Below are 21,306 nucleotides of genomic sequence, written 5' to 3' on the forward strand. Positions count from 1 at the left end.
TTTTTTAAATGTATAAAATTGGTAATCAGTTAATAATCATCTTTGTGGCTATCGTCTTCGTAATTGTCACTGTCAGAAAACTCATCACCGAACTCATCTTCTTCGTTTTCCTCATCTTCATCCCTTTCTTCTTCGTTAATGCCCATATCGCCCATGGCTTCCAGTTCGTCGGTATCTTCGGGTACAAAATTCATTTCGTTTAAGAAATCAAATTCGCCTGCAGTTGCGCCAACAGCCAAACCCGGATCGGCAACAGGTGCATTGCTGCTTTCGAAAATTTTCGGTGCTTCACCGCTGCTTTTTGCCAAAAATGGGTATTCGATGTTTGGATCGGCATCTAAAATTATTTTTACCAGCTCCACATGGAAATCATAAGGGCGGTCGAAATTATAGATATAATAAAACTTTTGATGCGGATCTTCAATAAAGCCACTTAATTTCGAATTTTCCATTAAAACTACACGGTCTTTTTTACGCTCGCTTGGTAAATAGGCAATTTCATCACCTTTTAACCAGTTATCGGTGCTTACGTAAAAAGACGAAGATTTTTCGGCATTATAACCTGTAGATCTATGGATAGCCCTATGCAGGTCTTCAAATGTTTGGTTTGATTTAATGTCGATCTCTCTTACAACATCATCAAAATCTTCGAAAGTAATTCTAAATTTATAAATAGCCATTATTGTATTTTGGAACCGTAAAAATAAAGTTAATTTACATTACCGCAAAACATCAAATGTCACAAAAGAAGGTTCATAAGGATGTTTTAAGCAGTTAAATGATTATTTAACAGGATTTAAACCCATTTGTTTTGCCTGATTGAGCATAAAATTAAATGCTTCTGTATAATCGTTTTTTATTTCGCCTTCTAAAATGGCCTCGCGGATTGCATTTTTAATTATACCCACTTCTTTACCTGCATCAAGGCCAAAAGTTTCCATAATATCATTGCCTGTAATAGGGGGTTGCCAGTTTCTGATTTTATCGCGCTCCTCTACATCCTTTAGTTTCTGCTTAACCAGCTCAAAATTATTTCTGTACTTGGTTTTTTTGTACTCGTTTTTGGTGGTTACATCGGCATTGCAGAGCAGCATTAAACTTTCAATTTCTTCGCCTGCATCAAAAAGCAATCTTCTCACAGCCGAATCGGTAACGGTTTCCTGGGCCAAAACTATTGGTCTTAAATGGAGCTGCACCAGTTTTTGTACATACTTCATTTTTTCGTTCAGCGGAAGTTTTAACTGTGCAAAGATTTTTGGAACCATTCTGGCCCCTTTATCTTCGTGGCCATGAAATGTCCAGCCATGGCCTTCTTCAAAACGTTTGGTAGCCGGTTTGGCAATATCGTGCAATATAGCGGCCCAACGCAGCCATAAATCATCTGTATCGGCACATATGTTGTCCAGCACTTCTAAGGTGTGGTAAAAGTTATCTTTATGGCCTTTGCCTTTAATAATCTCAACCCCATAAAGCTGCGCCATCTGTGGGAAAATAATATGGAGCAGACCTGTATCAAAAAGATGTTTGAAACCGATAGAGGGCTTTGGCGATAAGATGATCTTGTTCATTTCATCGGTAATCCTTTCTTTCGATACAATATTGATGCGCTGTTTTTGTGCGCTGATTGCTTTTAGGGCATCAGGATGGATATTAAAATTAAGCTGCGTAGCAAAGCGGATAGCCCGCATCATGCGCAGGGGATCATCAGAAAAAGTAATTTCAGGATCGAGCGGTGTGCGGATCAATTTGTTTTCTAAATCTTCCAGTCCGTTAAATGGATCGAGCAACTGGCCGAAATGACCCGCATTTAAATTAATCGCCAGTGCATTGATGGTAAAATCCCTTCTCAACTGGTCATCTTCAAGTGTACCATCTTCAACAATGGGTTTGCGCGAATCAGAACGGTACGATTCTTTGCGCGCACCTACAAATTCTACTTCTAAATCCTGGTATTTGATATTGGCCGTGCCGAAATTTTTAAACACGGCAACTTTGGTGTTCAATTTTTTTCCAACAGCCTCTGCATATTCAATTCCGCTGCCTACCACAACCACATCAATATCTTTTGATGGACGGTTCAGGAATATATCGCGAACAAAGCCGCCGATTACATAAGCTTCGGTATGGCCTTTATCTGCAATTGAGGATAAGGTTTTAAATATGGGGTGTTCTAGGTGTTGTTGCATGCTTAGGTTATTGATGCCGGCCTGTGCCTGAAGTTCTGTAACACGTTGAAACAGGGGCTCCGTTCGTCAGGGCAGCAATAATAATTACAAATTAAAAATTATCTGCGGATAAACTCAAACTGTCCGCCGGGCGAAAGCTTCATGATGGTTGAAGGTTTTTTGTTTTCGCGTTTTTCCTGCTCAAAATCGACTACATAATCAACAGCTTCGACAAGCTGCGGGTCTAAATCATCAAAGAATTTAGGAGAAGGTGCACCGCTCAGATTGGCCGAGGTAGAAACAATAGGTTTCCTAAAACGTTGGATCAAAGGGGCGCAAAAATCGTGTTTTACCACTCTAATGCCCACACTGCCATCGGCATTGATTACATTTTGCGCTAGGTTTTTTGCTCCCGAGAAAATGATTGTCAAAGGGTTTTCTGCATATTCTATTAATTCGTAGGCTACTTCCGGAATTTCGCTAACATAGCTTTGCAGTTTACTATCCACATCTAACAATACGATTAAGCTTTTTTCTGCAGGCCTGTTTTTAATTTTTAGCAACTTATCTACTGCCTCCGGATTGGTTGCATCGCAGCCCAAGCCCCAAATGGTATCGGTTGGGTATAAGATAACCCCACCTGATTTTAATACTTCTAAAGCTTTATTAATTTCATCTCTAAGCATATTGCAAAGGTAATTTTAATTGTAATATGTTAAATATTGTAAATAAGTAATAATTTAACATTTCGCTTGAAACATATCGCTGCTTTGTACCGTTTTATTAGCATAACAATCTGATTGTAAAAAGTATAGCTAATTTTTCATTTTGAAATGCAAAATGGTTATATTTAATGCAGGTTATTTATAAAACGGCGCACAAATGAAAACAATTCAAAAATTATTAATGCTTTTTACGGTAGTAATTGCATTAGCTGGATGCTCTACCCTCCGTACCGCATCCGATTACGACAAAAATGTAGATTTAAACAGTTACAAAACCTATAACTTTTACGATAAAGGTATTGCAAGGGTTAAGCTGAATAACCTTGATAAACGCAGGTTAATGGCTGCTGTTGAAGCTGAAATGAATGCCAAAGGATTTACCAAAGCCGATAAACCTGATTTATTGGTAAACCTTGTAGTGGTTGCCAGAGAAAAAACCGATGTTTACGGCCCTGCCTATTACGGTGGATGGGGTTGGGGCGGCGGCTGGGGCTGGCGCGGAGGTTGGGGTGGCTGGGGCGGCCCGAGCTATGTTAACCAATATATTGAAGGCACCATTATCATCGATTTCTTGGATCCTGCTAAAAAGATCTTATTCTGGCACGGACAGGGAAGTGGCTTTAATTTAGATAACTTTAGTAAAAGAGAACAACGCCTTTACACTGGCGTTAAAGAAATATTGGCACAATACCCACCAAATGTGGTAGCTGCCAAATAGGCAATTAACTATTGCCAAGGATATTTAAATAGCAATCCATTAATTGCTGTGTTACCAAAGGGCTGTTGAATTTTTGAACAAATTCCAGCCCTTTTGCTTTCATTTCTTTTTGGAGCTGTGCATTATCCAGAATCTGATTAACAGCAAAAGCTAAACCTTCAGCATCGGTTGGTGCTACATATAAACTATCCGGACCGCCGGCTTCTTCTAAGCATGAACCGGTGGCTGCTACAACCGGAATACCTGAATATAAAGCTTCAATAATTGGAATTCCAAAACCTTCATAAAATGATGGATAAACAAAAACCGTAGCCATTTGATAAATACCGGGCAGATCGGCAAAAGGAATATTTTTTAAAAAGATGATCCTGTTTTTTAATCCCAGTTTCTCTATTTCCTTTTCTACCGTTTTGAAGTAAGCAGTCTTTTTACCAATTACCACCAGTTTATAATCTGCTGTTACATCTATTAAGGCCTGCACAATCAATTTAAGGTTTTTACGCGCTTCAATTGTGCCTACATTTAAAATATATTTTTCAGGAAGTTTGTAGGTGGCTCTGATCCTGCTTAAAGTTTCCTTTTCAAAGGGCTTTTTAAAACTATCATCGCAACTTTGGTAAATAACCGTAATCTTATCCGGCTCAATACCGTAAAGATTTACAATATCTTCCTTTGTTTTTTCGCTGATGGCAATGATTTGATCGGCCCTTTTACAGGCTGATTTACTTTTCCATTCGTACAGTTTCCTGTCGATAAATTTATAGTACTGCGGAAACCTTAGAAAAATTAAATCGTGAATGGTCACAACTGATTTAATCCGGGTATGTTGTATGGCCAGTGGAATTTCATGACTTAAACCATGGAATAGCTGAACGCCATCTTGGGTTAAATCTTTCAGGATGTTTAAGGTACGCCACAAAAAAGATCCATTTTTAGGCAGTTTCAGTTCTATATTTGAATTGCTGAAAAATGCATCAATTTGTTTAGCCGTTTTAACTTTAGGAGCATAAACCATGTACTGGTGCGCTGGAAACTGATGCGCCAAGGCTTCAATCAGCGAACGACTATAATTGCCCAATCCTGTTAAGTTGTTGGCTGCACGTTTGCCATCGTATCCAATTTTAAGACTAATGCTTAAAGCCGAAAGACCTGAGCTTGATTGATCAAGTTCAGTACTTTCGGCTTTTTGAGTCTGTGTTGCGCTTTCAGCTTTCACTTTAATGCTTTCAGCTTAAACAGCTACATTATTTTCCCTTAACGCATCATTAAGCGAAGTCTTCTTATCTGTACTTTCTTTACGTTTACCAATAATCAGAGCGCATGGAACCTGAAATTCTCCGGCAGGGAATTTTTTGGTATAGCTACCTGGAATTACTACTGAACGTGCAGGTACAACACCTTTGTATTCAACAGGAGTTGGGCCTGTAACATCAATAATTTTAGTCGATGCCGTTAATACTACGTTAGCACCTAATACTGCTTCTCTTTCTACTTTAACACCTTCCACAACAATTGCTCTCGAACCTAAGAAAGCATCGTCTTCGATAATTACCGGAGCAGCCTGAACAGGCTCCAATACACCACCAATACCAACACCACCACTTAAGTGAACGCGTTTACCAATCTGTGCACAAGAACCAACAGTAGCCCAAGTATCAACCATGGTACCTTCATCAACATAAGCACCAATATTTACGTACGATGGCATCATGATTACACCTTTTGCCAAAAACGAACCATAACGTGCGCTCGCCATAGGCACAACACGTACACCAGTTGCTTTGTAATCGGTTTTTAATTCCATTTTATCGTGGTAAACAAAAGGACCACTTTTAATTTCTTTCATCTCACGGATCGGGAAATATAAAATTACGGCTTTCTTTACCCATTCATTAATGCCCCAAGAGTTCAAAACTGGCTCAGCAACGCGGATTTCGCCCTTATCTAAACCTTGGATTACGGTTTCGATGGCTTCGCAATAATTGCTATATTGTAAAAGGGTTCTGTCTTCCCAAGCGGCTTCAATTAATTTCTTTAAATCTGAATACATGATGTTTTTAAATTTTACGCAAAATAAATCAATTTTTGCTTATTAACGGGCTAATTGTTCAAATTGTTTTGTTATTTGGATAACTGGTTAGTTGTTTAAATCGGTTAACTGTTTATTCTGGTGGTTAACTGGTTAATTGTTTAAATTGGTTAACTGTTAGAGATTATACCTACAATTAACCAGTTTGTACAATTAACCAACATAGTTATTACCAGTTTAAAAAATTAACCTAAATGCGTATTTTTGAAACTTTATGACAGAGACTGAAAAACTTAGGATAGATAAATATTTGTGGGCAATTAGGTTGTTTAAAACCAGGAGTCTGGCTACTGATGCCTGTAAAGCTGGCCGTGTAAAACTGAAGGGGCAGAATATTAAGCCATCGGCCATTGTAAAGGTTGGCGATGTATACCAGGTTTCGAAGGGCATTGAGAAGAAAATTATTGAAGTGGTAGAACTTTCGTATAACAGAACCGATTCGCCGACGGCCCTGACAAAATACAAAGATTTAACACCTGTTGAAGAAACGCATGCTTTTAAATCGATGTTCCACGCACCAAGCCTGAAACGTGATAGGGGTACCGGACGCCCAACCAAGAAAGACCGCCGCGAAACCGACGACCTGATTGGGGGAATGTTTGAAGAAGAAGATTAGTTAGTCGCCAGTCTTGAGTTTATAGTTCTGAGTCGGCTCATGACTTAAAACGATGGACTGAATACTGAAATACCTCATCCGGTAACTCATTATGGCTGTTTTTCCCAGTTTTTCAATCAGCTTATAATTGGCTACAGCGCCAACAGCGGCACCAACAAATGGCAGCATTTGAGCCAGTTTGGCTAAATCTATATAATCGCGGTACTGCTGTTGAAAGGTTAACCAGTCGAACTCATCAATGTTTGTGGGCAATTGATGTGCTTTATCATCCCAATCCTGCATTTTTTGAAAAACAAGCTGACTTTCCTCTTTGCTGGAAAAGGCGAGTTGAAAAATATGGAGGATATATAAACGCTCTCGGTAATCTTTAACATCATAACCGTAAACGGCAGCAATATCGAATAGCATTTTCATTTTAATCCCCAATAATATCGGGAAATCGGCGAGGCTCATCAAGAAACCGCCCGCTCCGGTAATTCCACCTTCAGCAGCCCCCGTTTTTTTGTAATTATCTATTTTTTGTTTAACGAGTGCCTCCCGGTGCATCATGGTTAAATCGGTAAGCGGTTTGGAAGTGGTAAAGGCCGATCCAAAAAGCACTGCTTTAACCATCTGCTTAATGGCAGCAGTAATGGCATTGTGCACTTTATCCGGAATATAACTGTTAATTTTTTGCTGAACTTTAGTGGTTACTTTGTTGAAAAGAGAAGGTTTCTGTAGGGTTTTAAACCGCCAGAAATCCAATTCGCTTGCAATTTTTTGATCATAGGTCATACTAAAACTACTGCAATAATTATTCCTTAAAATTTAACATAAATATGCTAGGAAAATAAAATAATAAACTATATATTTAGTTGCCTATAATTAAATCTAAACCTTTCATTATGAAAACCTTAAAACTATTATCCTTACTTGCGCTTGCTGCCGGATCGGTAAGTGCTCAAGGTGTTAAATTTGCTACGAGCCAACCTGAAGCTGGGAGTAAAGTTAAATTTACCTACGAACCAAAGGGAACCAACCTCGAAAACCTGGCTGATGTTAAATGCACCAGCTATACCTTTTTTTCTAACACGAACCCTAAATCGGCAAAAATAGACCTCGTAAAAGAAGGCGAGGTATACAAAGGAGAAATTTCTACCCCTGATAGTACAACCCTTGTTGGACTTGCCTTTTCAGTTGGCGACCAAAAAGATGAAGCGCCTGCAGGCTATGTGCTTCCCTTTACCAAAGCTGGTAAAATAAAGGCAGAAACCTACATTAACGAAGGCTTTTTATACGGATTGGCCGGAAATTATTATCTGGGTCTTACAATCGATCCTGAAAAAGCTGCAGGAAGCTATAAACAAGCTTTTGCGCTAAAGCCAGAACTGAAAAAGAAAAACCTGTATCAATATCTTACGCTCGAATATAAGGTAGATAAAGAGAAAGGAACAAAGCTGATCAAAGAAAATATTGCGCAGTTGGCTAAAATAAAAGATGCCAAAGAAGAAGATTTGATCAGTGAGCTAAACCTGTATTCGCTGCTCAGGCAAAAAGTACAGTCCGATTCGATTAAAACGATTGTACTTAAAAAATATCCGGTAGGTAATTTTGCTTATGGCCAGGATATGAATGCGGTTTATGCAACCAAAGATTTTGCCGAGCAGGAAAAAAAGGCCCTCGAAATGATTGCCAAATATAAATTTGACGCCGCTAAGAAAACAGATGCTGCCCGCTTAAATTCTATCTATGGCATTTTGGCAAGTGCGAGCATTAAGGCCAAAAACGATAAAAAGTTTGAGCTTTACAGCGAAAAAATTACCAACAAGCAATCAAGGGCAGGTTTATACAATTCTTTTGCATGGCCATCTGCCGAAAAGAACGAAAATATAGAACTGGCGAGCAAACTTTCTAAGCAATCGTTAAGTTTGATCGAAGAAGCTAAAAATGATGAGGTTCCGGCTTATTATGCCTCTAAAGAAGAGTATGTTAAATCGCTCGATCAAAGTTATGGCATGTACGCCGATACCTATGCGTTACTGCTATACCACCAGGGAAAATTTAAAGAAGCACTGAGTACTCAGGAAAAGGCAATATCGCTATACACCCAGCCGTCAGCAGAGGTAATGACCCATTATGTAACTTATTTAATTAAAGATGGGCAAAATGATAAAGCTTATACCGAAGCGGAAAAACTGATTAAAGATGGCAAAGCAAATGATGCCTTAAAAGCCGATTTCAAAACCCTATACAGTACTTTAAAGAAAGAAGGCACCTACGAAACCTATATTGCCAATTTAGAAAAGGCAGCCCTTGAAAAAGAAAAAGCAGAGTGGACGAAGAAAATGATCAATATCCCGGCCCCGCCTTTTTCATTAACCAATTTAAAAGGCGAAAAGGTAAGTTTGGCTAGCTTAAAAGGAAAGATCGTTATTCTGGATTATTGGGCAACTTGGTGCGGTCCTTGCGTAGCCTCGTTTCCGGGGATGCAGAAAGCCCTCGCTAAATATGCAAACAACCCGAACGTTGTATTTCTATTTGTAAACACCTGGCAAACTGAAGATAACCGCGAAAAACTGGTAACCGATTTTATTGCTGAAAAGAAATACAATTTCAATGTGCTGTACGATACCAAAAATGCTAAAGATCCTTCAAAATTTGATGTGGTAAGTGCTTATAAAGTTGATGGAATACCCACAAAATTTGTAATCGACGGAGAAGGGAACATCAGGTTCAAAGCAGTTGGCTTTTCGGGATCTGATGATGGTGTAGTGAAAGAAATCGATTCGATGGTAAGTTTGCTGGCTCCTAAAGAATCGAGCAAATAGGTCGTGTTCTTATAGATAACATTAATGATAGTGATCGTCATTTCGAATGAGTTATAGTTGCTGGTTAGATTTCTCAGCTTTGCTACGCTTCGTTCGAAATGACGATCTTTGTTAATAATCTATACGCATCGGCGATGTTTCCCAGAGCTTAAATGCCTCCATTGCTTCAGTACGCATTAGCTGTACAATGGGTAAACTTCTATGTTCCATTGGTTTTTCGAGCTCTTCATAAATAAATTTATCGCTGAAACCAATTTGCTCAGCATCTGTTTTGGTGTTGGCATAATAAATGGTTTCAATGCGAGCCCAATAAATGGCGCCCAGACACATGGGGCAGGGTTCGCAGCTGGTGTAAACCACACAACCGCTCAGATCGAAAGTATTCAGGGCTTCACAGGCCAGGCGGATCGCCGATACCTCTGCATGCGCCGTCGGATCGTTGGTAGCAGTAACTCTATTGGCCGAGCCGGCAATAAACTTTCCGTCTTTTACAATTACCGCGCCGAAGGGACCGCCCACGCTTTCGCTCACATTTTTTACCGATAGCGCAATGGCCATCTGCATAAATTCTTCGTGTTGTTTGTTGTTTTCCATTAGCAAACCAGAGCAAAAAAAATGCCCCGATTTTAGGCGGGGCATTCGAAATGAATATTTTTTAACTTATTTTTTGCTGTATTCAGCGTTTAAGCCTTTAATTACTTCCGAGGTCACATCTAAGCTCTCATCAGCAAATAAAATAGCACTATTGCCTTTCGAATATGTTAAAACCATTTTATAGCCTTTTTCTTTGGCATAACCTTTTAAGTAGTCAGCAACCTTATCATAAAGTTTTTCATTTTCGGCAGCTTGTTCGTTTTGTAGTGCAGCACCGGCATTTTGCTGGTAAGTTTGCAGCTCTTGTTGTTTACGCTGTAAACGCTCTTCAGTGCTCTTGCGCTGATCTGCCGATAAAGTTTGTGCAGCTTGTTGGTACTGGGCCAATTCTCTTTGGAACGCCTGACCTTTAGCTTGCATATCTGCCTGAGCATTTTTCGTTTTACCTTCAAATTTCACTTTAAGATCTTTGAAGTATTCGTATTTGGTTAATAACGAATCAGAGTTTACATATACAATTTTCTCAGATGGAGAAACGGTTGCGGTAGTGCTATCTGTTTTTTTGGTTTCAGTAGTTTTAGCTTCTTTGTTTTGACATGCAGAGAAAGCCGTAATTAATGCAGCCGATGCAAATAAACCAAAGGTTTTGAAGGTTCTTCTTTCCATTATTGTTTAATAAATTTTAGCAAACTTATATAAATTAGTTTTGATATGCAATTTAATGAAAGGCCTATTGCATACCTCTGGGTTTTGAGGTGGGCGTTTTGTGGTAAGCATTTCAGCCATTAACTCATGCTGTGGCCTTGAAGATAAGCCTATAGTTGATAATTGTTTTAGCAGCTGCGGTTTTGAAAAGCAAAGTCCCCCTTTCAAACGGTTGTACGTCCCGCTGTACGCTTTATTGCATGTTCGCTGCCATCGGGTTTGGTTGGCCCGGCTGGTACTGCTATTTGGGGCTGCAGGGTGCCCATAGCAGATTTCAGAACACGAACCTTTCCTATACGAACGGAAACGCCAATTGTACAATTGGCTACCCATCAATCGTTCCTACGGAACGCAATGAGGGTTTATTCATTCACATTCCGTGTAGAAAACCATGGGTGAAAAAGATCCTTTTTTTTACCTTTAAACACAACAGGAGAGGCTTTTGGCGCAATCTTTTAACACCTTAAAACTTATCCACATATTAGTTTAAGTGCCAAAAAATGCGTATTTTTGATACTTATTGTTTTTAATTAATATATGAGCGAAGAACAGGATTTAAAGTCAAATTATTCGGCAGATAATATACAGGTTTTAGAAGGTTTAGAAGCGGTGCGTAAGCGCCCTTCAATGTATATAGGAGATACTGGTGTAAAAGGTTTACACCATTTAGTGTACGAGGTTGTAGACAACTCAATTGATGAGGCTTTGGCCGGTCATGCAGACACCATTGACGTTAGGATTTTAGAGGGAAACTCCATCAGGGTAGAAGATAACGGCCGTGGTATCCCGACTGGTATCAATACCAAAGAAAATAAATCTGCATTAGAAATCGTTATGACGGTTTTACACGCCGGTGGTAAATTTGATAAAGATACTTATAAGGTTTCTGGAGGTTTACACGGTGTGGGGGTAAGTTGCGTTAACGCCTTATCAACCGATTTAAAAGCTGAAGTACACCGCGAAGGTAAAATCTGGATGCAGGAGTACAAAATTGGGGTTCCTCAATACGATGTAAAAGAAGTTGGAACAACGGATAAACGTGGTACAATTGTAACTTTTACACCCGATCCAACAATTTTTACCCAAACTACAGAGTATAAATATGATACTTTAGCTGGCCGTTTACGCGAGTTGGCTTTCTTAAATAAAGGCATTACCTTAACCTTAACCGATGAGCGTGAAACATTGGCAGATGGTACTTTCTTCTCAGAAACTTTCCACTCGGAAGGTGGTTTGAAAGAGTTTGTTGCCTTTTTAGATGGTACACGTACTTCGATTTTAGCTGAGCCGATTTACATTGAGGGTATTAAAAACGGTATCCCGGTTGAATTGGCTTTTCAATATAACGATAGCTATTCGGAGAATGTACACTCTTACGTTAACAACATTAATACTCACGAAGGTGGTACACACATTGCAGGTTTCCGTAGGGGTTTAACACGTACTTTAAAAAACTATGCCGATAAGGAAGGTTTGTTAAAGAACGTAAAAATGGAAATTACCGGTGATGACTTTAGAGAAGGTTTAACCGCTGTAGTTTCGGTAAAAGTACAAGAGCCTCAATTTGAAGGACAAACCAAAACCAAACTGGGTAACAGTGAGGTAATGGGTTCGGTAGATGTGGCTGTGGGCGAGGCGCTTGGTAACTATTTGGAAGAAAATCCGAAAGAAGCCAAAATGATTATCAACAAGGTAATTTTAGCAGCTACGGCACGTGCTGCGGCACGTAAAGCCCGCGAAATGGTGCAGCGTAAAAGTGTAATGGGCGGTTCTGGTTTACCGGGTAAACTGGCCGATTGCTCTGATAGTGATCCAGAAAAATGCGAAATCTACTTGGTAGAGGGTGATTCGGCAGGTGGTACTGCTAAACAAGGTCGCGATAGAAACTACCAGGCTATTTTACCTTTAAAAGGTAAGATCCTGAACGTAGAGAAAGCGATGGAGCACAAAATTTACGAAAACGACGAGATTAAAAATATGTTTACGGCTATTGGCGTAAGCATTGGTACACCTGAAGACAATAAAGCTTTAAACTTAACCAAACTGCGTTACCATAAAATCGTAATCATGACGGATGCTGATATTGACGGTTCGCACATTACGACCCTTATTTTAACCTTCTTTTACCGTTACATGCGCGCATTAATCGAGGCTGGTTATGTTTATATTGCTTCGCCACCACTTTATCAGGTTAAAAAAGGTAAAGAGTTTGAATACTGCTGGAATGATGTACAACGCGATGCAGCTGTACAACGTTTAAAAGGTGCAGGTAAAGAAGAAAGTGTAAATATTCAGCGCTATAAAGGTTTAGGAGAGATGAATGCCGAACAGCTTTGGGATACTACCTTAAACCCAGCTACGCGTACATTATTACAGGCAACTATCGAAAGTGCTGCAGAGTGCGATCATACTTTCTCTATGTTAATGGGTGATGAGGTTGCCCCACGTAGAGAGTTTATCGAACGTAATGCGAAATATGCGAAAATTGATGCTTAATTAAGCTTAAAGCTTACAGCTAAATAATTAACCCTTTTCAAGTTAAATCTTGGAGAGGGTTTTTTGTTTACTATGAGTATAATTTATCTGTTGAATGGTAACATATGGCTGCACTACAAGACAAAAAAGCCGTTCAGCATGCTGAACGGCTTTTATTTTTATACACTCCCATAAATTTCCATCATCCAAGGGAAAAAATATGGACTTAACTAACCTCTCTACTAGAGATTTTTTTTGGGCCTGCTACAGGATATAGTAAGATCCTACAGGAGCCAGTTCGGTTTGAGGTTTGTCCTCGTATATTTTATTATCATCGAGCATTTGGCAAAGATCGCGCTCAATGTTTCTGCAAATGGTTGTAGTTGGCGTATCGGTAGGTTTATTTTCAAAAGGATCTTGAAGATGAACGGCCATTTTTTCTACCAATAGGAAAAATGCTGCAATAGCCACTACCAAAGGCACTTCCATGTAACCAAAATATTCTATTAAACCAAAAGGTAAAAGCACAATGAATAAATGGATAGACATATTGATGTATTTGCTATAGGTAACCGGGAAAACGGTGTTTTTGATCCTTTCCGATCCACCCATGTGGTTACATAAGGCTGTAATAGTTTTATCAATTTCTATCTGTTGGTATTTATTTATCCAGCCTTCCTGTAATGCCTTTTTTAAATCCATGGCATGAAGTTCCAATATAGAAGTAGTTACATTTTTACGTTTTTTAATAAAAGCAACTTCTTCCGCAGAAAGATATTCTTCCAGGTCCTTGCGGGCATTAAAGCCTCTTAATGCTTTGCTAAGCGCGTAACACCAGGCGATTTGCCTTTTAATAAAACATTCTTTAAACTCCTCTACTTCTTCTAAACCGTAAGGGTTTTCAACAAACGATAGTATTTGGCGTGAAATGGTCCTCGAATCGTTTACTATGGCGCCCCATAATATCCTGGCTTCCCACCATCTATCGTAAGCCTGGTTAGAACGGAAGGCCAGCAATAGTGAAATTATGGTTCCCAATAAAGCGGGTACGGCAACGGGGATGGATATGCGGGTGACATGAAAGTTTTCATATAATACCACAATACCTATAGAATAGCCTATCACAAATAGGAGTTCTTTTTTGATCTTTCCGAATATATATGTGAGCGGAATATTATTTCGTAACAGCATAATCTAAAATTTAATGTTATTGTTAAGCATTTGCTTCCTGCAAACGCACTTCGTTTATTTTTGTATCGATTAACTTTTCGGTAGCATGCACCGTTAAGGTGTTTAACAGGATTACTTTACAGCCAGAACGTGCTGTTAGTATTTGGGGATCGATACTAAATTTATTGATCGGTGTAAAGTCGTAGCCCTTTAAATAGGCAATACAATCTACATCGAAAGCTTCGATAAAATTTTTAAAGGCGGCAACCGTACTGCCATAAAAATATTCAATCCCGATTGCATTAATCTGTTGTGCGTATTTTGCTTTGGCTTCGTTTAATTTTTGGTAAAATTCATCGCTCACATTTTCGTAATCGCGGCTGCGGCGACTCAACATCAGCATATCGGTTATCGAATCTGATAGTTTAAAAGCATGTACGAAGATGATATTCAGCTTTTCATTTTGTTGGTTCAGAACAAGCGCATCTATAATGTTAAGGCTTGCTATTTTAAAATCGGTAGGCACTAATACTGTTTTCATGGCTTTATCTTTGTTTAAATCAATCAAAAATTTATTTAATACAAGTTTAGCCCGATGTTATTATAGCCAAATAAGAGTGAGATTAGAATGAGATTAGAACGCACTCCTTTTCGGAATTCTTTGGTTAACTGTTTAAATTGGTTAATCGGTTAATTGTTTTTGTGACAGATTGTTAAATTGTTGGAAGGTTGTAATGTTTGAATACTTTTCTTTTACCCAAGCTGTCATTCTGAATGAAATGAAGAATCTTTTTAGTAGGGTGGTTAAGGGAATTATCTAAATTAGATCCTGAAACAAGTTCAGGAGGATGTTGCGGAAGAATTATTGCTGTTCGATTAACTCCATAGCCTAATCAACCAATGAATGAACTAATGACCAATTAACGCTCTGCAAGTACAGTTAAGCGGTTTAAACAATTAATTCTTTGTACGAATAATCAATAATACAGTTCGCAATTGGCAGTTTGCAAGTACCAATGAACTAATGACCAATGAACTAATGAACCAATTAACCCTTAGTAGGCAACAAAACCTTAATTTCTGTGCCAATACCCTCCTGCGATTTGATGGCAATGCTGCCTCTGTGGAGGCGGATAATATTTAATGAAAGTGGAAGGCCAACGCCATAGCCTTTAAAATCATTTGTGTTCGAAGCCCGGTAAAATGGTTCGAATATGTGCTGGATATCGGTTTGTGGGATACCGATGCCCCTATCAATTACGGCAATGGAAAGCATGTTGGCATTACTTTCTATGCTTATACTTACCAGGTTTTCATTTGAGTATTTGCAGGCATTGCTAACAATGTTGCTAATGGCCAGTTTAATCAGGTTCTTATTTACTTTTAGCGAGAGGAGTTCATCATCATCGGGCAGTTTGCTAAAATCGATCTCTATCTTACTGTTTGGGTGTACCTGGTTAACCGATTCTTTAATTTCCCAGAGCAGTTCATCCATCCTGACCTCTTCCCAGGGTTGGTTTTTGCCATTAAAGCCCGATTGGGCCAGACCCAATAAACTGGTTAAAATGTGCTCAAGCCTTTCTGCCTCATCTTTAATTTTTGATAAGGCTTTTTCCTGTTTGGCTTTGTCTTCGATGGTTTTCATGGCCAGTTCAACTTCACCGCTTATAATGGTTAAAGGTGTTCTTAATTCGTGGGAGGCATTGCTGATAAAGTTGTTTTGGGTTTCAAAAGCTGTTTCCAAACGGTTAAGCATATTGTTAAAGGTTTGGGCCAGTTGCGACATTTCATCGTTCCCTGCTTTAACATCCAGCCGCAGGTGCAGATTTTCGGCCTTTATCTTTTTAACGCTCTTGATGATGTTCCGGAGCGGCATTAACATGTAATTGGAAAATCTCCAGCCCACTACGAATGAAAGTATAACTGATAGGAAAAAACCGATGATCAGAATTCTTTGCAGGTCTTTTAATTCTCTAAACCCAAAAGGATCGTTTGCCGAAACAATAACAATGTAACCTGAATTGGCATTTTTAAAGAATTTTCCGGCATAAAAATGGTTCTCTATCCTATAGCGGGCCATGTTTCCTGCCTTTATGCGGTTGTAAAAGCTAAGCGGCAATTCCCGGTCTATGGTTTTGGGTATTTGATCGGCATCAAAAATAAATTCCTGCTCAGAGGGGAGCCTCTCTAAATATTGGTTACGCATTTTAGCATAAACTTTATTGTTTTCATCTTCATAAAGCTTAATCTGAGCAGCTATCCTTACCCTGGCCTCTAAGCGTTTGTAAAAATCCTCGAATGCAAACTCGTTAGAAAAATACCATACAAAACCACTCAAGAGCGAAATGATTACTGCCGATAAAATGGCAAAAAGTAAAGTGATCTTTTTGGTGATCTGCATCTATTTTTCTTTTAATACGTAGCCCAGGCCAACTGCTGTATGGATAATTTTTTGATCGGTATTTTTATCTATCTTCTTGCGGAGATAATTTACGTACACATCTACCACATTGGTGCCGAGGTTAAAGTCTATATCCCAAACGTTTTCTAAAATATCAATCCTTGATAAAATTTTCCCCTTATTTTTAGCCATGTATTCCAATAATCGGTATTCGGTTGCGGTGAGTACAATTTCCTTTTGGTTACGCCTCACTGTTTTTGCACTTAAATTGAGCTGTAGATCGGCAATGGTAATAATCTGATCTTGCGTAATTGCACCATTATACCGCCTAAGCAGCATGCGGATACGCGCAAACAGCTCTGCAAATTTGAAAGGTTTGATCAGGTAATCATCTGCACCGTTATCCAGTCCGTTTACTACATTTTCGGTTGTACCAAGTGCGGTAAGCATAATCACCGGCGTGTTGGGCTTATGGGTTTTTATAATTTTGCACAGCTCGAGGCCATTTATCCCAGGTAGCATGATATCGAGTATAATCAGATCAAACTGATTCTCCATGGCCATCTGTTTCCCAATCAATCCATCAGGTGCCACACTTACCGTAAAGCCCTCTTCGGTTAAGCCTCTCGATACCACAGAAACAACGCTTGGTTCGTCTTCTACAAGTAATAAATTCATTTGGTAGCAAGTAATCTAAAAAAATGTGAATTACAAAATGTTAATTAATGATTGGCTGATTTTTAATGTTTTTTTAACGCAAAGTCGACACAATTGTTTGGTTTGATACAAATTAAGACAAAAAAAAGCCCCTTTGCAGAGGCTTTGTAAGTTTTATGGAAGGTTGGTGCCATATAAGGCATCTGAGTGCCACATAATCTTAAATTTTCTTAAATTCCTCATGTTGTGCCATAAGCGCATGTTGCACAATGAAATCTTAAACAGTTTAGATTCTTAAATGGTTAAAAAACAATATGACTTTTGTTTTATGACCACCTTAAACATCTTAAGTATTTAAGTCATCCATGTTACAATCTTACTAAAATGATAAAGTTAACTTCCTTTTTCTGATTTCTCTTTCAAGGATTTCAGTCCATCTTCGAAATCTTTACCGATCATTTTATCCATGCTTACAAATACACACATCCATTTCGAAACCATATTGTTTTCGCCGCTCATGCTCCAGGTTACTTTTTGTCCTGCGCTTTCTGGTGCGATATCAAATTTGGTATCGGCCAAACTTTCAAAAGGTTTAATAAATTTTAGTTCGATATCAACCTGTGCGTTCGGTTTAACCGTTAATATTTTCATTGAACCCTGACCGGTTTCTTTGCCTTCCCACTCGTATAAATGACCAGGCTGCTCAGGAGTTCCAGAGTATGTAATTTTAGCGCTAGGTTCCATTTTTGCCCAAGGATTCCATTTGTAGAATTCTTTAAAATCGGCAATGTTTTTGTAAATAATGCTGTCTGGAGCATTAATAACGGTACTGCGGCTAACAGAATAAGTTTTCGGTAAAACAAGGCCACCGATAACGAAGATAATTGCCAATACGACAATAATCCCCAATAAGATTTTCAGAAATTTCATGTTTGATTATTTGTTTGTTCTCTTAAATTTATAAAGAAAGCAGTATAAAACAAAACAAATTTCTTAAACGATCTTGATTTTGGTATCGGGCGCATTTAATTTAAAATGCATTAAATCGGCAATAGATTGTGCTTTTTGTTTAATCAGTTCGGCGTTAGCACCGGCAAAAAGATCATCAACGGTTTGGTAGAACAGGTTTTTCCAGGTTTCAAATTCTAATGTCTGCAGAGGAACTTTATTGTTCAGTGCAAAATGTGTAAGCATGGGGTTGCCTTTGTAAACCGCTTTAGCAAAAAGAATACTTTCCCAAAAATCGTACATTTTAGGTAAGTGGTGCTGCCAATCTACCTTTGCAATATCAGTAAATATCGGCCCCAGTTTACTGTTTTGCTGTATCCTTTGATAAAAAGTATCTACCAGCAGGATAATATCTGCTCTGTTATGAATATCTTTTTTCATATCGCAACGTGTTTAAATTTAAAAAACCGAAAACTGTTAAGGATAGCCAAGTTATAATTATGGGCCTTAAATTTTACGGAAGCTTCTAAAAAAATGATCCCTCCAATTAGGCCGGCCCAGAAAATGGCGCAATAACCTGCAGTTAGCTTTTTCATTTGCTACAAATATCACCTAAAATGAACTGTAAAAAATGATTTTAGTCATAAAATGAAATTAAACTTATTTGTAGAGCCTCAATAGCAATTTGTTATAATCGATTACCGCTTTATATTCCATTAAAATATCGCCTCCAATAATGCCCATAATGGGAGGATGGCCAAACTGTTCGTAAGTTTCGCTTACCGATTGCAGATCGAAGGCTACGGTTTCGTAATGTTTGATTTTTAGTTTGCCTATTTTGAGCTCCGGTATAGTAGCCTGTATGGTTGTTGTGGTGGTAAAAAGGGTGGCGGCATTTATCTCGTCCGAAACCTGTAAGGTTTCTGAAAGATGTTTTTCAATTAATGCTTTATCGAAAACACTTCTGGATGCACCGGTATCGACAACAACAAGGTGGGTTTCTTTAAAAACAAGTACTTCCACCAAAAGGTGGAAGCCATCATCTTGTAAGTTTATCAGTTTAAGTGGGATTGAAATTGATCTCATTGTTTGTTCATGTCTAATGCCCTTCCGCTATGCTTTGGGTGACAATTTATTTAATCGAAAAAAATAGCCACGGAGGCACAGAAATTCACAGAAGATTAATCTGTTCCATGCTTCTGTGTTTCCGTGGCAAAAAACGCTTATAAAAGTACGTTATTCATATTTCCAACGGCATCGGCGATCAAGGGTGACATATTTAATTGAAAAAATAGCCACGGAGGCACGGAAATTCACAGAAGATTAATCTATTCCGTGCTTCTGTGTTTCCGTGGCAAAAAAGCTTGTAAATAAGGATTAAACCAATTTCATTTCTACCAGTACGTTATTCATATTTCTAACGGCATCGGCACTTTTGTTAAATGCAGCCTGTTCTTCGGCTGTTAATTTAAAATCAACAATTTTTTCCCATCCGTTACGGCCGATGATTACCGGCACGCCCAGGCATATATCTTCCTGTCCGTATTCGCCTTCTAAAGAAACGCAGCAGGTAAACAGTTTTTTCTCATCGCGTAAAATGGCTTCAACCAATGCGGCGCCTGCAGCACCCGGGGCATACCAGGCCGATGTGCCAATTAAGCCCGTTAATGTTGCACCGCCAACCATTGTATCGGCAGCAAGTTTATCCAGTGTGGCTTTATCCAATAAATTACTTACAGGTAAGCTTTGGTAGGTAGCCAGGCGTGTTAATGGAATCATAGTGGTATCGCCATGACCGCCAATTACAAACCCCTGTAAATCGCTTGGGTTACAGTTTAAAGCCTGCGATAGGTAAAACTTAAAGCGGGAGCTATCTAGGGTTCCGCCCATTCCGATAATGCGGTGTTTAGGCAAGCCCAACGATTTTAAAGCTAAATAAGTCATGGTATCCATTGGATTACTGATGACAATGAAGATTGCTTCTGGAGAGAATTTTAATATACTTTCTGCAACACCTTTTACAATGCCTGCATTAATGCCAATCAGTTCTTCGCGGGTCATTCCCGGTTTGCGCGGTAAGCCTGAGGTAATTACCACTACATCCGATCCTGCTGTTTTGCTGTAATCGGCTGTTACGCCTGTAATTTTGGTATCGAAGCCCAAAAGGGTTGCGGTTTGCATCATGTCAATCGCTTTACCTTCGGCAAAACCTTCTTTAATATCTAACAGAACTAGTTCGTTCGCTAATTCTTTGCGGGCAATATTATCTGCACAAGTGGCACCAACTGCGCCTGCGCCAACAACCGTTACTTTCATATATCTTATTTATTTTAATGGTTTGCGTATTGTTAAATATTAATCGAAGGTAGAAATAAATATAAGCTTTAAAAATCCTTTTCAAAACTTTGTAGGCAGGTGCCTTTAAGATTGGCTTTCGGACACGAACATTTATGAATTTTATTCCGAGGAACGAAGTCGATAACGTTATGGGAGAAAACTGTTCTGTTTATTAAAAAAGTGATTGTGTATGGCTTGCATTAAATTATGAAAGAGAAACAAAACTTATTGGATGCTGAGCAATTGACACTTGCGGCCAAAGAATTCACAGTCGAAGTCAAACATTGGTTCACGATCATTAAAACTTTATCGCTAGTCTGCTGGTTATTGATTAAAGCCTATCGCAATGGAAAATAAACCGATTTCGAATATAGATTATAAAGCCTTTGAGGGCAAATGGTATTCTTTATACTCCATACCAACCTTATTGGATAAGCATTGGAAACAAACTGCCGAAACTTATACGCTGGCCGATGAGGATCATTTTGACGTATATACCACCTACCACAAAGACGGCAAGCCCGAAGAAAAATCGATCACCTCTAAACTGTTTTTTGATGATGAAAAAGCAGATGGGGATATGAAAGCCCAATTTTTATGGCCTTTTAAAATTGGTTATTGGGTGATTGAACTGGCCGACGATTACAGTTATGTGGTAGTGGGGCATCCAGATGAAAAGTACCTGTTTATTATGGCCCGCGAACCCAAAATGGAAGCCGATTTACTGGTGCATATTATTGAAAGGTGCAGGCGGAAGGGCTATGAGGTGAGCGAACTGGTGAGTCAGGAACATTTTTAGATTTTCTAGTTGTCATTCAGAGCATAACGAAGAATCTTTTTGTTATTTAGCGTTATTTAGGTTTCGGGTTGTGGCGACACGAACCGGGGCGATAGAACAT

Annotated in this window: 22 protein-coding genes; 6 read left to right on the top strand and 16 right to left on the bottom strand. The window is 38.9% G+C overall.

Annotated features, from left to right (window positions below):
* Window positions 1-29: 29 nt before the first annotated feature.
* The 3 genes from ACS5PU_RS13910 to ACS5PU_RS13920 all read right to left on the bottom strand — a co-directional run bounded on the left by ACS5PU_RS13910 (window position 30) and on the right by ACS5PU_RS13920 (window position 2,851).
* Window positions 30-680 carry an IS1096 element passenger TnpR family protein gene (locus ACS5PU_RS13910; RefSeq protein WP_439459762.1) on the bottom strand — a complete coding sequence of 217 codons (651 nt, stop codon included), beginning with the start codon at window positions 678-680 and terminating at the stop codon, window positions 30-32.
* A gap of 102 nt (window positions 681-782) precedes the next feature.
* Entirely contained in the window at window positions 783-2,186 is a 1,404-nt protein-coding gene (locus ACS5PU_RS13915; protein WP_439459763.1) for a CCA tRNA nucleotidyltransferase, read from the bottom strand.
* 98 nt (window positions 2,187-2,284) lie between these two features.
* Window positions 2,285-2,851 carry an L-threonylcarbamoyladenylate synthase gene (locus ACS5PU_RS13920; protein ID WP_439459764.1) on the bottom strand — a complete coding sequence of 189 codons (567 nt, stop codon included), beginning with the start codon at window positions 2,849-2,851 and terminating at the stop codon, window positions 2,285-2,287.
* Window positions 2,852-3,047: 196 nt separating this feature from the next.
* Here ACS5PU_RS13920 and ACS5PU_RS13925 point away from each other — a divergent pair, with 196 nt between their 5' ends.
* The gene (locus tag ACS5PU_RS13925; protein ID WP_439459765.1) at window positions 3,048-3,608 is read left to right on the top strand and encodes a DUF4136 domain-containing protein; all 561 of its coding nucleotides are present in this window, start codon (window positions 3,048-3,050) and stop codon (window positions 3,606-3,608) included.
* A 4-nt stretch (window positions 3,609-3,612) separates the two neighbouring features.
* Here ACS5PU_RS13925 and ACS5PU_RS13930 read toward each other — a convergent pair whose 3' ends face one another.
* Window positions 3,613-4,824 carry a glycosyltransferase family 4 protein gene (locus ACS5PU_RS13930; RefSeq protein WP_439459766.1) on the bottom strand — a complete coding sequence of 404 codons (1,212 nt, stop codon included), beginning with the start codon at window positions 4,822-4,824 and terminating at the stop codon, window positions 3,613-3,615.
* Between the two features lie 15 nt (window positions 4,825-4,839).
* A complete protein-coding gene (locus ACS5PU_RS13935) occupies window positions 4,840-5,658 on the bottom strand; it encodes a 2,3,4,5-tetrahydropyridine-2,6-dicarboxylate N-succinyltransferase (RefSeq protein ID WP_207908365.1) in 819 nt (272 codons plus the stop codon).
* 253 nt (window positions 5,659-5,911) lie between these two features.
* On the opposite strand from ACS5PU_RS13935, the gene ACS5PU_RS13940 reads away from it, so the two are divergent.
* A complete protein-coding gene (locus ACS5PU_RS13940) occupies window positions 5,912-6,313 on the top strand; it encodes an RNA-binding S4 domain-containing protein (protein ID WP_439459767.1) in 402 nt (133 codons plus the stop codon).
* On the opposite strand, the gene ACS5PU_RS13945 is transcribed toward ACS5PU_RS13940, so the two are convergent.
* Window positions 6,314-7,087, bottom strand: a complete 774-nt coding sequence (locus ACS5PU_RS13945; RefSeq protein ID WP_439459768.1) for an EcsC family protein — start codon at window positions 7,085-7,087, stop codon at window positions 6,314-6,316.
* 110 nt (window positions 7,088-7,197) lie between these two features.
* Between ACS5PU_RS13945 and ACS5PU_RS13950 the strand changes: the two genes are divergently transcribed.
* A complete protein-coding gene (locus ACS5PU_RS13950) occupies window positions 7,198-9,120 on the top strand; it encodes a redoxin domain-containing protein (protein WP_439459769.1) in 1,923 nt (640 codons plus the stop codon).
* Window positions 9,121-9,231: 111 nt separating this feature from the next.
* On the opposite strand, the gene ACS5PU_RS13955 is transcribed toward ACS5PU_RS13950, so the two are convergent.
* On the bottom strand, window positions 9,232-9,714 hold the full coding sequence (locus ACS5PU_RS13955) for a nucleoside deaminase (RefSeq protein WP_439459770.1): 483 nt from the start codon (window positions 9,712-9,714) through the stop codon (window positions 9,232-9,234).
* Between the two features lie 66 nt (window positions 9,715-9,780).
* Entirely contained in the window at window positions 9,781-10,380 is a 600-nt protein-coding gene (locus tag ACS5PU_RS13960; protein ID WP_439459771.1) for an OmpH family outer membrane protein, read from the bottom strand.
* A 576-nt stretch (window positions 10,381-10,956) separates the two neighbouring features.
* Here ACS5PU_RS13960 and gyrB point away from each other — a divergent pair.
* Window positions 10,957-12,915 carry a DNA topoisomerase (ATP-hydrolyzing) subunit B gene (gene gyrB / locus ACS5PU_RS13965; protein ID WP_439459772.1) on the top strand — a complete coding sequence of 653 codons (1,959 nt, stop codon included), beginning with the start codon at window positions 10,957-10,959 and terminating at the stop codon, window positions 12,913-12,915.
* Between the two features lie 243 nt (window positions 12,916-13,158).
* Here the strand turns inward: gyrB and ACS5PU_RS13970 are convergent, their stop codons facing one another.
* The 8 genes from ACS5PU_RS13970 to mdh form a co-directional block, all read right to left on the bottom strand.
* Complete coding sequence (locus ACS5PU_RS13970; RefSeq protein WP_439459773.1) at window positions 13,159-14,085, bottom strand: bestrophin family protein; 927 nt, start codon at window positions 14,083-14,085, stop codon at window positions 13,159-13,161.
* A gap of 22 nt (window positions 14,086-14,107) precedes the next feature.
* Entirely contained in the window at window positions 14,108-14,605 is a 498-nt protein-coding gene (locus ACS5PU_RS13975; RefSeq protein ID WP_439459774.1) for a hypothetical protein, read from the bottom strand.
* Between the two features lie 507 nt (window positions 14,606-15,112).
* Window positions 15,113-16,465, bottom strand: coding sequence for a sensor histidine kinase (locus ACS5PU_RS13980; RefSeq protein ID WP_439459775.1), 1,353 nt, complete (start codon window positions 16,463-16,465; stop codon window positions 15,113-15,115).
* Window positions 16,466-17,143 (bottom strand): response regulator transcription factor, encoded by a 678-nt coding sequence (locus ACS5PU_RS13985; protein WP_439459776.1) that lies wholly within the window; start codon window positions 17,141-17,143, stop codon window positions 16,466-16,468.
* 372 nt (window positions 17,144-17,515) lie between these two features.
* A complete protein-coding gene (locus tag ACS5PU_RS13990; protein WP_439459777.1) occupies window positions 17,516-18,052 on the bottom strand; it encodes an SRPBCC family protein in 537 nt (178 codons plus the stop codon).
* Window positions 18,053-18,115: 63 nt separating this feature from the next.
* Entirely contained in the window at window positions 18,116-18,511 is a 396-nt protein-coding gene (locus tag ACS5PU_RS13995) for a group III truncated hemoglobin (protein ID WP_439459778.1), read from the bottom strand.
* 219 nt (window positions 18,512-18,730) lie between these two features.
* Entirely contained in the window at window positions 18,731-19,156 is a 426-nt protein-coding gene (locus ACS5PU_RS14000) for an aspartyl protease family protein (protein WP_439459779.1), read from the bottom strand.
* 291 nt (window positions 19,157-19,447) lie between these two features.
* Complete coding sequence (gene mdh, locus ACS5PU_RS14005; protein WP_439459780.1) at window positions 19,448-20,386, bottom strand: malate dehydrogenase; 939 nt, start codon at window positions 20,384-20,386, stop codon at window positions 19,448-19,450.
* 228 nt (window positions 20,387-20,614) lie between these two features.
* Here mdh and ACS5PU_RS14010 point away from each other — a divergent pair, with 228 nt between their 5' ends.
* Window positions 20,615-20,764 carry a hypothetical protein gene (locus tag ACS5PU_RS14010; RefSeq protein ID WP_439459781.1) on the top strand — a complete coding sequence of 50 codons (150 nt, stop codon included), beginning with the start codon at window positions 20,615-20,617 and terminating at the stop codon, window positions 20,762-20,764.
* Complete coding sequence (locus ACS5PU_RS14015) at window positions 20,754-21,206, top strand: lipocalin family protein (RefSeq protein WP_439459782.1); 453 nt, start codon at window positions 20,754-20,756, stop codon at window positions 21,204-21,206. Before ACS5PU_RS14010 ends, ACS5PU_RS14015 begins: the two co-directional genes overlap by 11 nt.
* Window positions 21,207-21,306: the final 100 nt, after the last annotated feature.

This window comes from Pedobacter sp. GSP4 (assembly GCF_051857575.1).
GTDB lineage: Bacteria > Bacteroidota > Bacteroidia > Sphingobacteriales > Sphingobacteriaceae > Pedobacter.

Bases quoted from the DNA above. Each gene is read 5' to 3' on its own strand.
- ACS5PU_RS13910 (WP_439459762.1), bottom strand. From the start codon at position 680: ATGGCTATTTATAAATTTAGAATTACTTTCGAAGATTTTGATGATGTT.
- ACS5PU_RS13915 (WP_439459763.1), bottom strand. From the start codon at position 2,186: ATGCAACAACACCTAGAACACCCCATATTTAAAACCTTATCCTCAATT.
- ACS5PU_RS13920 (WP_439459764.1), bottom strand. From the start codon at position 2,851: ATGCTTAGAGATGAAATTAATAAAGCTTTAGAAGTATTAAAATCAGGT.
- ACS5PU_RS13925 (WP_439459765.1), top strand. From the start codon at position 3,048: ATGAAAACAATTCAAAAATTATTAATGCTTTTTACGGTAGTAATTGCA.
- ACS5PU_RS13935 (WP_207908365.1), bottom strand. From the start codon at position 5,658: ATGTATTCAGATTTAAAGAAATTAATTGAAGCCGCTTGGGAAGACAGA.
- ACS5PU_RS13940 (WP_439459767.1), top strand. From the start codon at position 5,912: ATGACAGAGACTGAAAAACTTAGGATAGATAAATATTTGTGGGCAATT.
- ACS5PU_RS13945 (WP_439459768.1), bottom strand. From the start codon at position 7,087: ATGACCTATGATCAAAAAATTGCAAGCGAATTGGATTTCTGGCGGTTT.
- ACS5PU_RS13950 (WP_439459769.1), top strand. From the start codon at position 7,198: ATGAAAACCTTAAAACTATTATCCTTACTTGCGCTTGCTGCCGGATCG.
- ACS5PU_RS13955 (WP_439459770.1), bottom strand. From the start codon at position 9,714: ATGGAAAACAACAAACAACACGAAGAATTTATGCAGATGGCCATTGCG.
- ACS5PU_RS13960 (WP_439459771.1), bottom strand. From the start codon at position 10,380: ATGGAAAGAAGAACCTTCAAAACCTTTGGTTTATTTGCATCGGCTGCA.
- gyrB (WP_439459772.1), top strand. From the start codon at position 10,957: ATGAGCGAAGAACAGGATTTAAAGTCAAATTATTCGGCAGATAATATA.
- ACS5PU_RS13970 (WP_439459773.1), bottom strand. From the start codon at position 14,085: ATGCTGTTACGAAATAATATTCCGCTCACATATATATTCGGAAAGATC.
- ACS5PU_RS13975 (WP_439459774.1), bottom strand. From the start codon at position 14,605: ATGAAAACAGTATTAGTGCCTACCGATTTTAAAATAGCAAGCCTTAAC.
- ACS5PU_RS13980 (WP_439459775.1), bottom strand. From the start codon at position 16,465: ATGCAGATCACCAAAAAGATCACTTTACTTTTTGCCATTTTATCGGCA.
- ACS5PU_RS13985 (WP_439459776.1), bottom strand. From the start codon at position 17,143: ATGAATTTATTACTTGTAGAAGACGAACCAAGCGTTGTTTCTGTGGTA.
- ACS5PU_RS13990 (WP_439459777.1), bottom strand. From the start codon at position 18,052: ATGAAATTTCTGAAAATCTTATTGGGGATTATTGTCGTATTGGCAATT.
- ACS5PU_RS13995 (WP_439459778.1), bottom strand. From the start codon at position 18,511: ATGAAAAAAGATATTCATAACAGAGCAGATATTATCCTGCTGGTAGAT.
- ACS5PU_RS14000 (WP_439459779.1), bottom strand. From the start codon at position 19,156: ATGAGATCAATTTCAATCCCACTTAAACTGATAAACTTACAAGATGAT.
- mdh (WP_439459780.1), bottom strand. From the start codon at position 20,386: ATGAAAGTAACGGTTGTTGGCGCAGGCGCAGTTGGTGCCACTTGTGCA.
- ACS5PU_RS14010 (WP_439459781.1), top strand. From the start codon at position 20,615: ATGAAAGAGAAACAAAACTTATTGGATGCTGAGCAATTGACACTTGCG.
- ACS5PU_RS14015 (WP_439459782.1), top strand. From the start codon at position 20,754: ATGGAAAATAAACCGATTTCGAATATAGATTATAAAGCCTTTGAGGGC.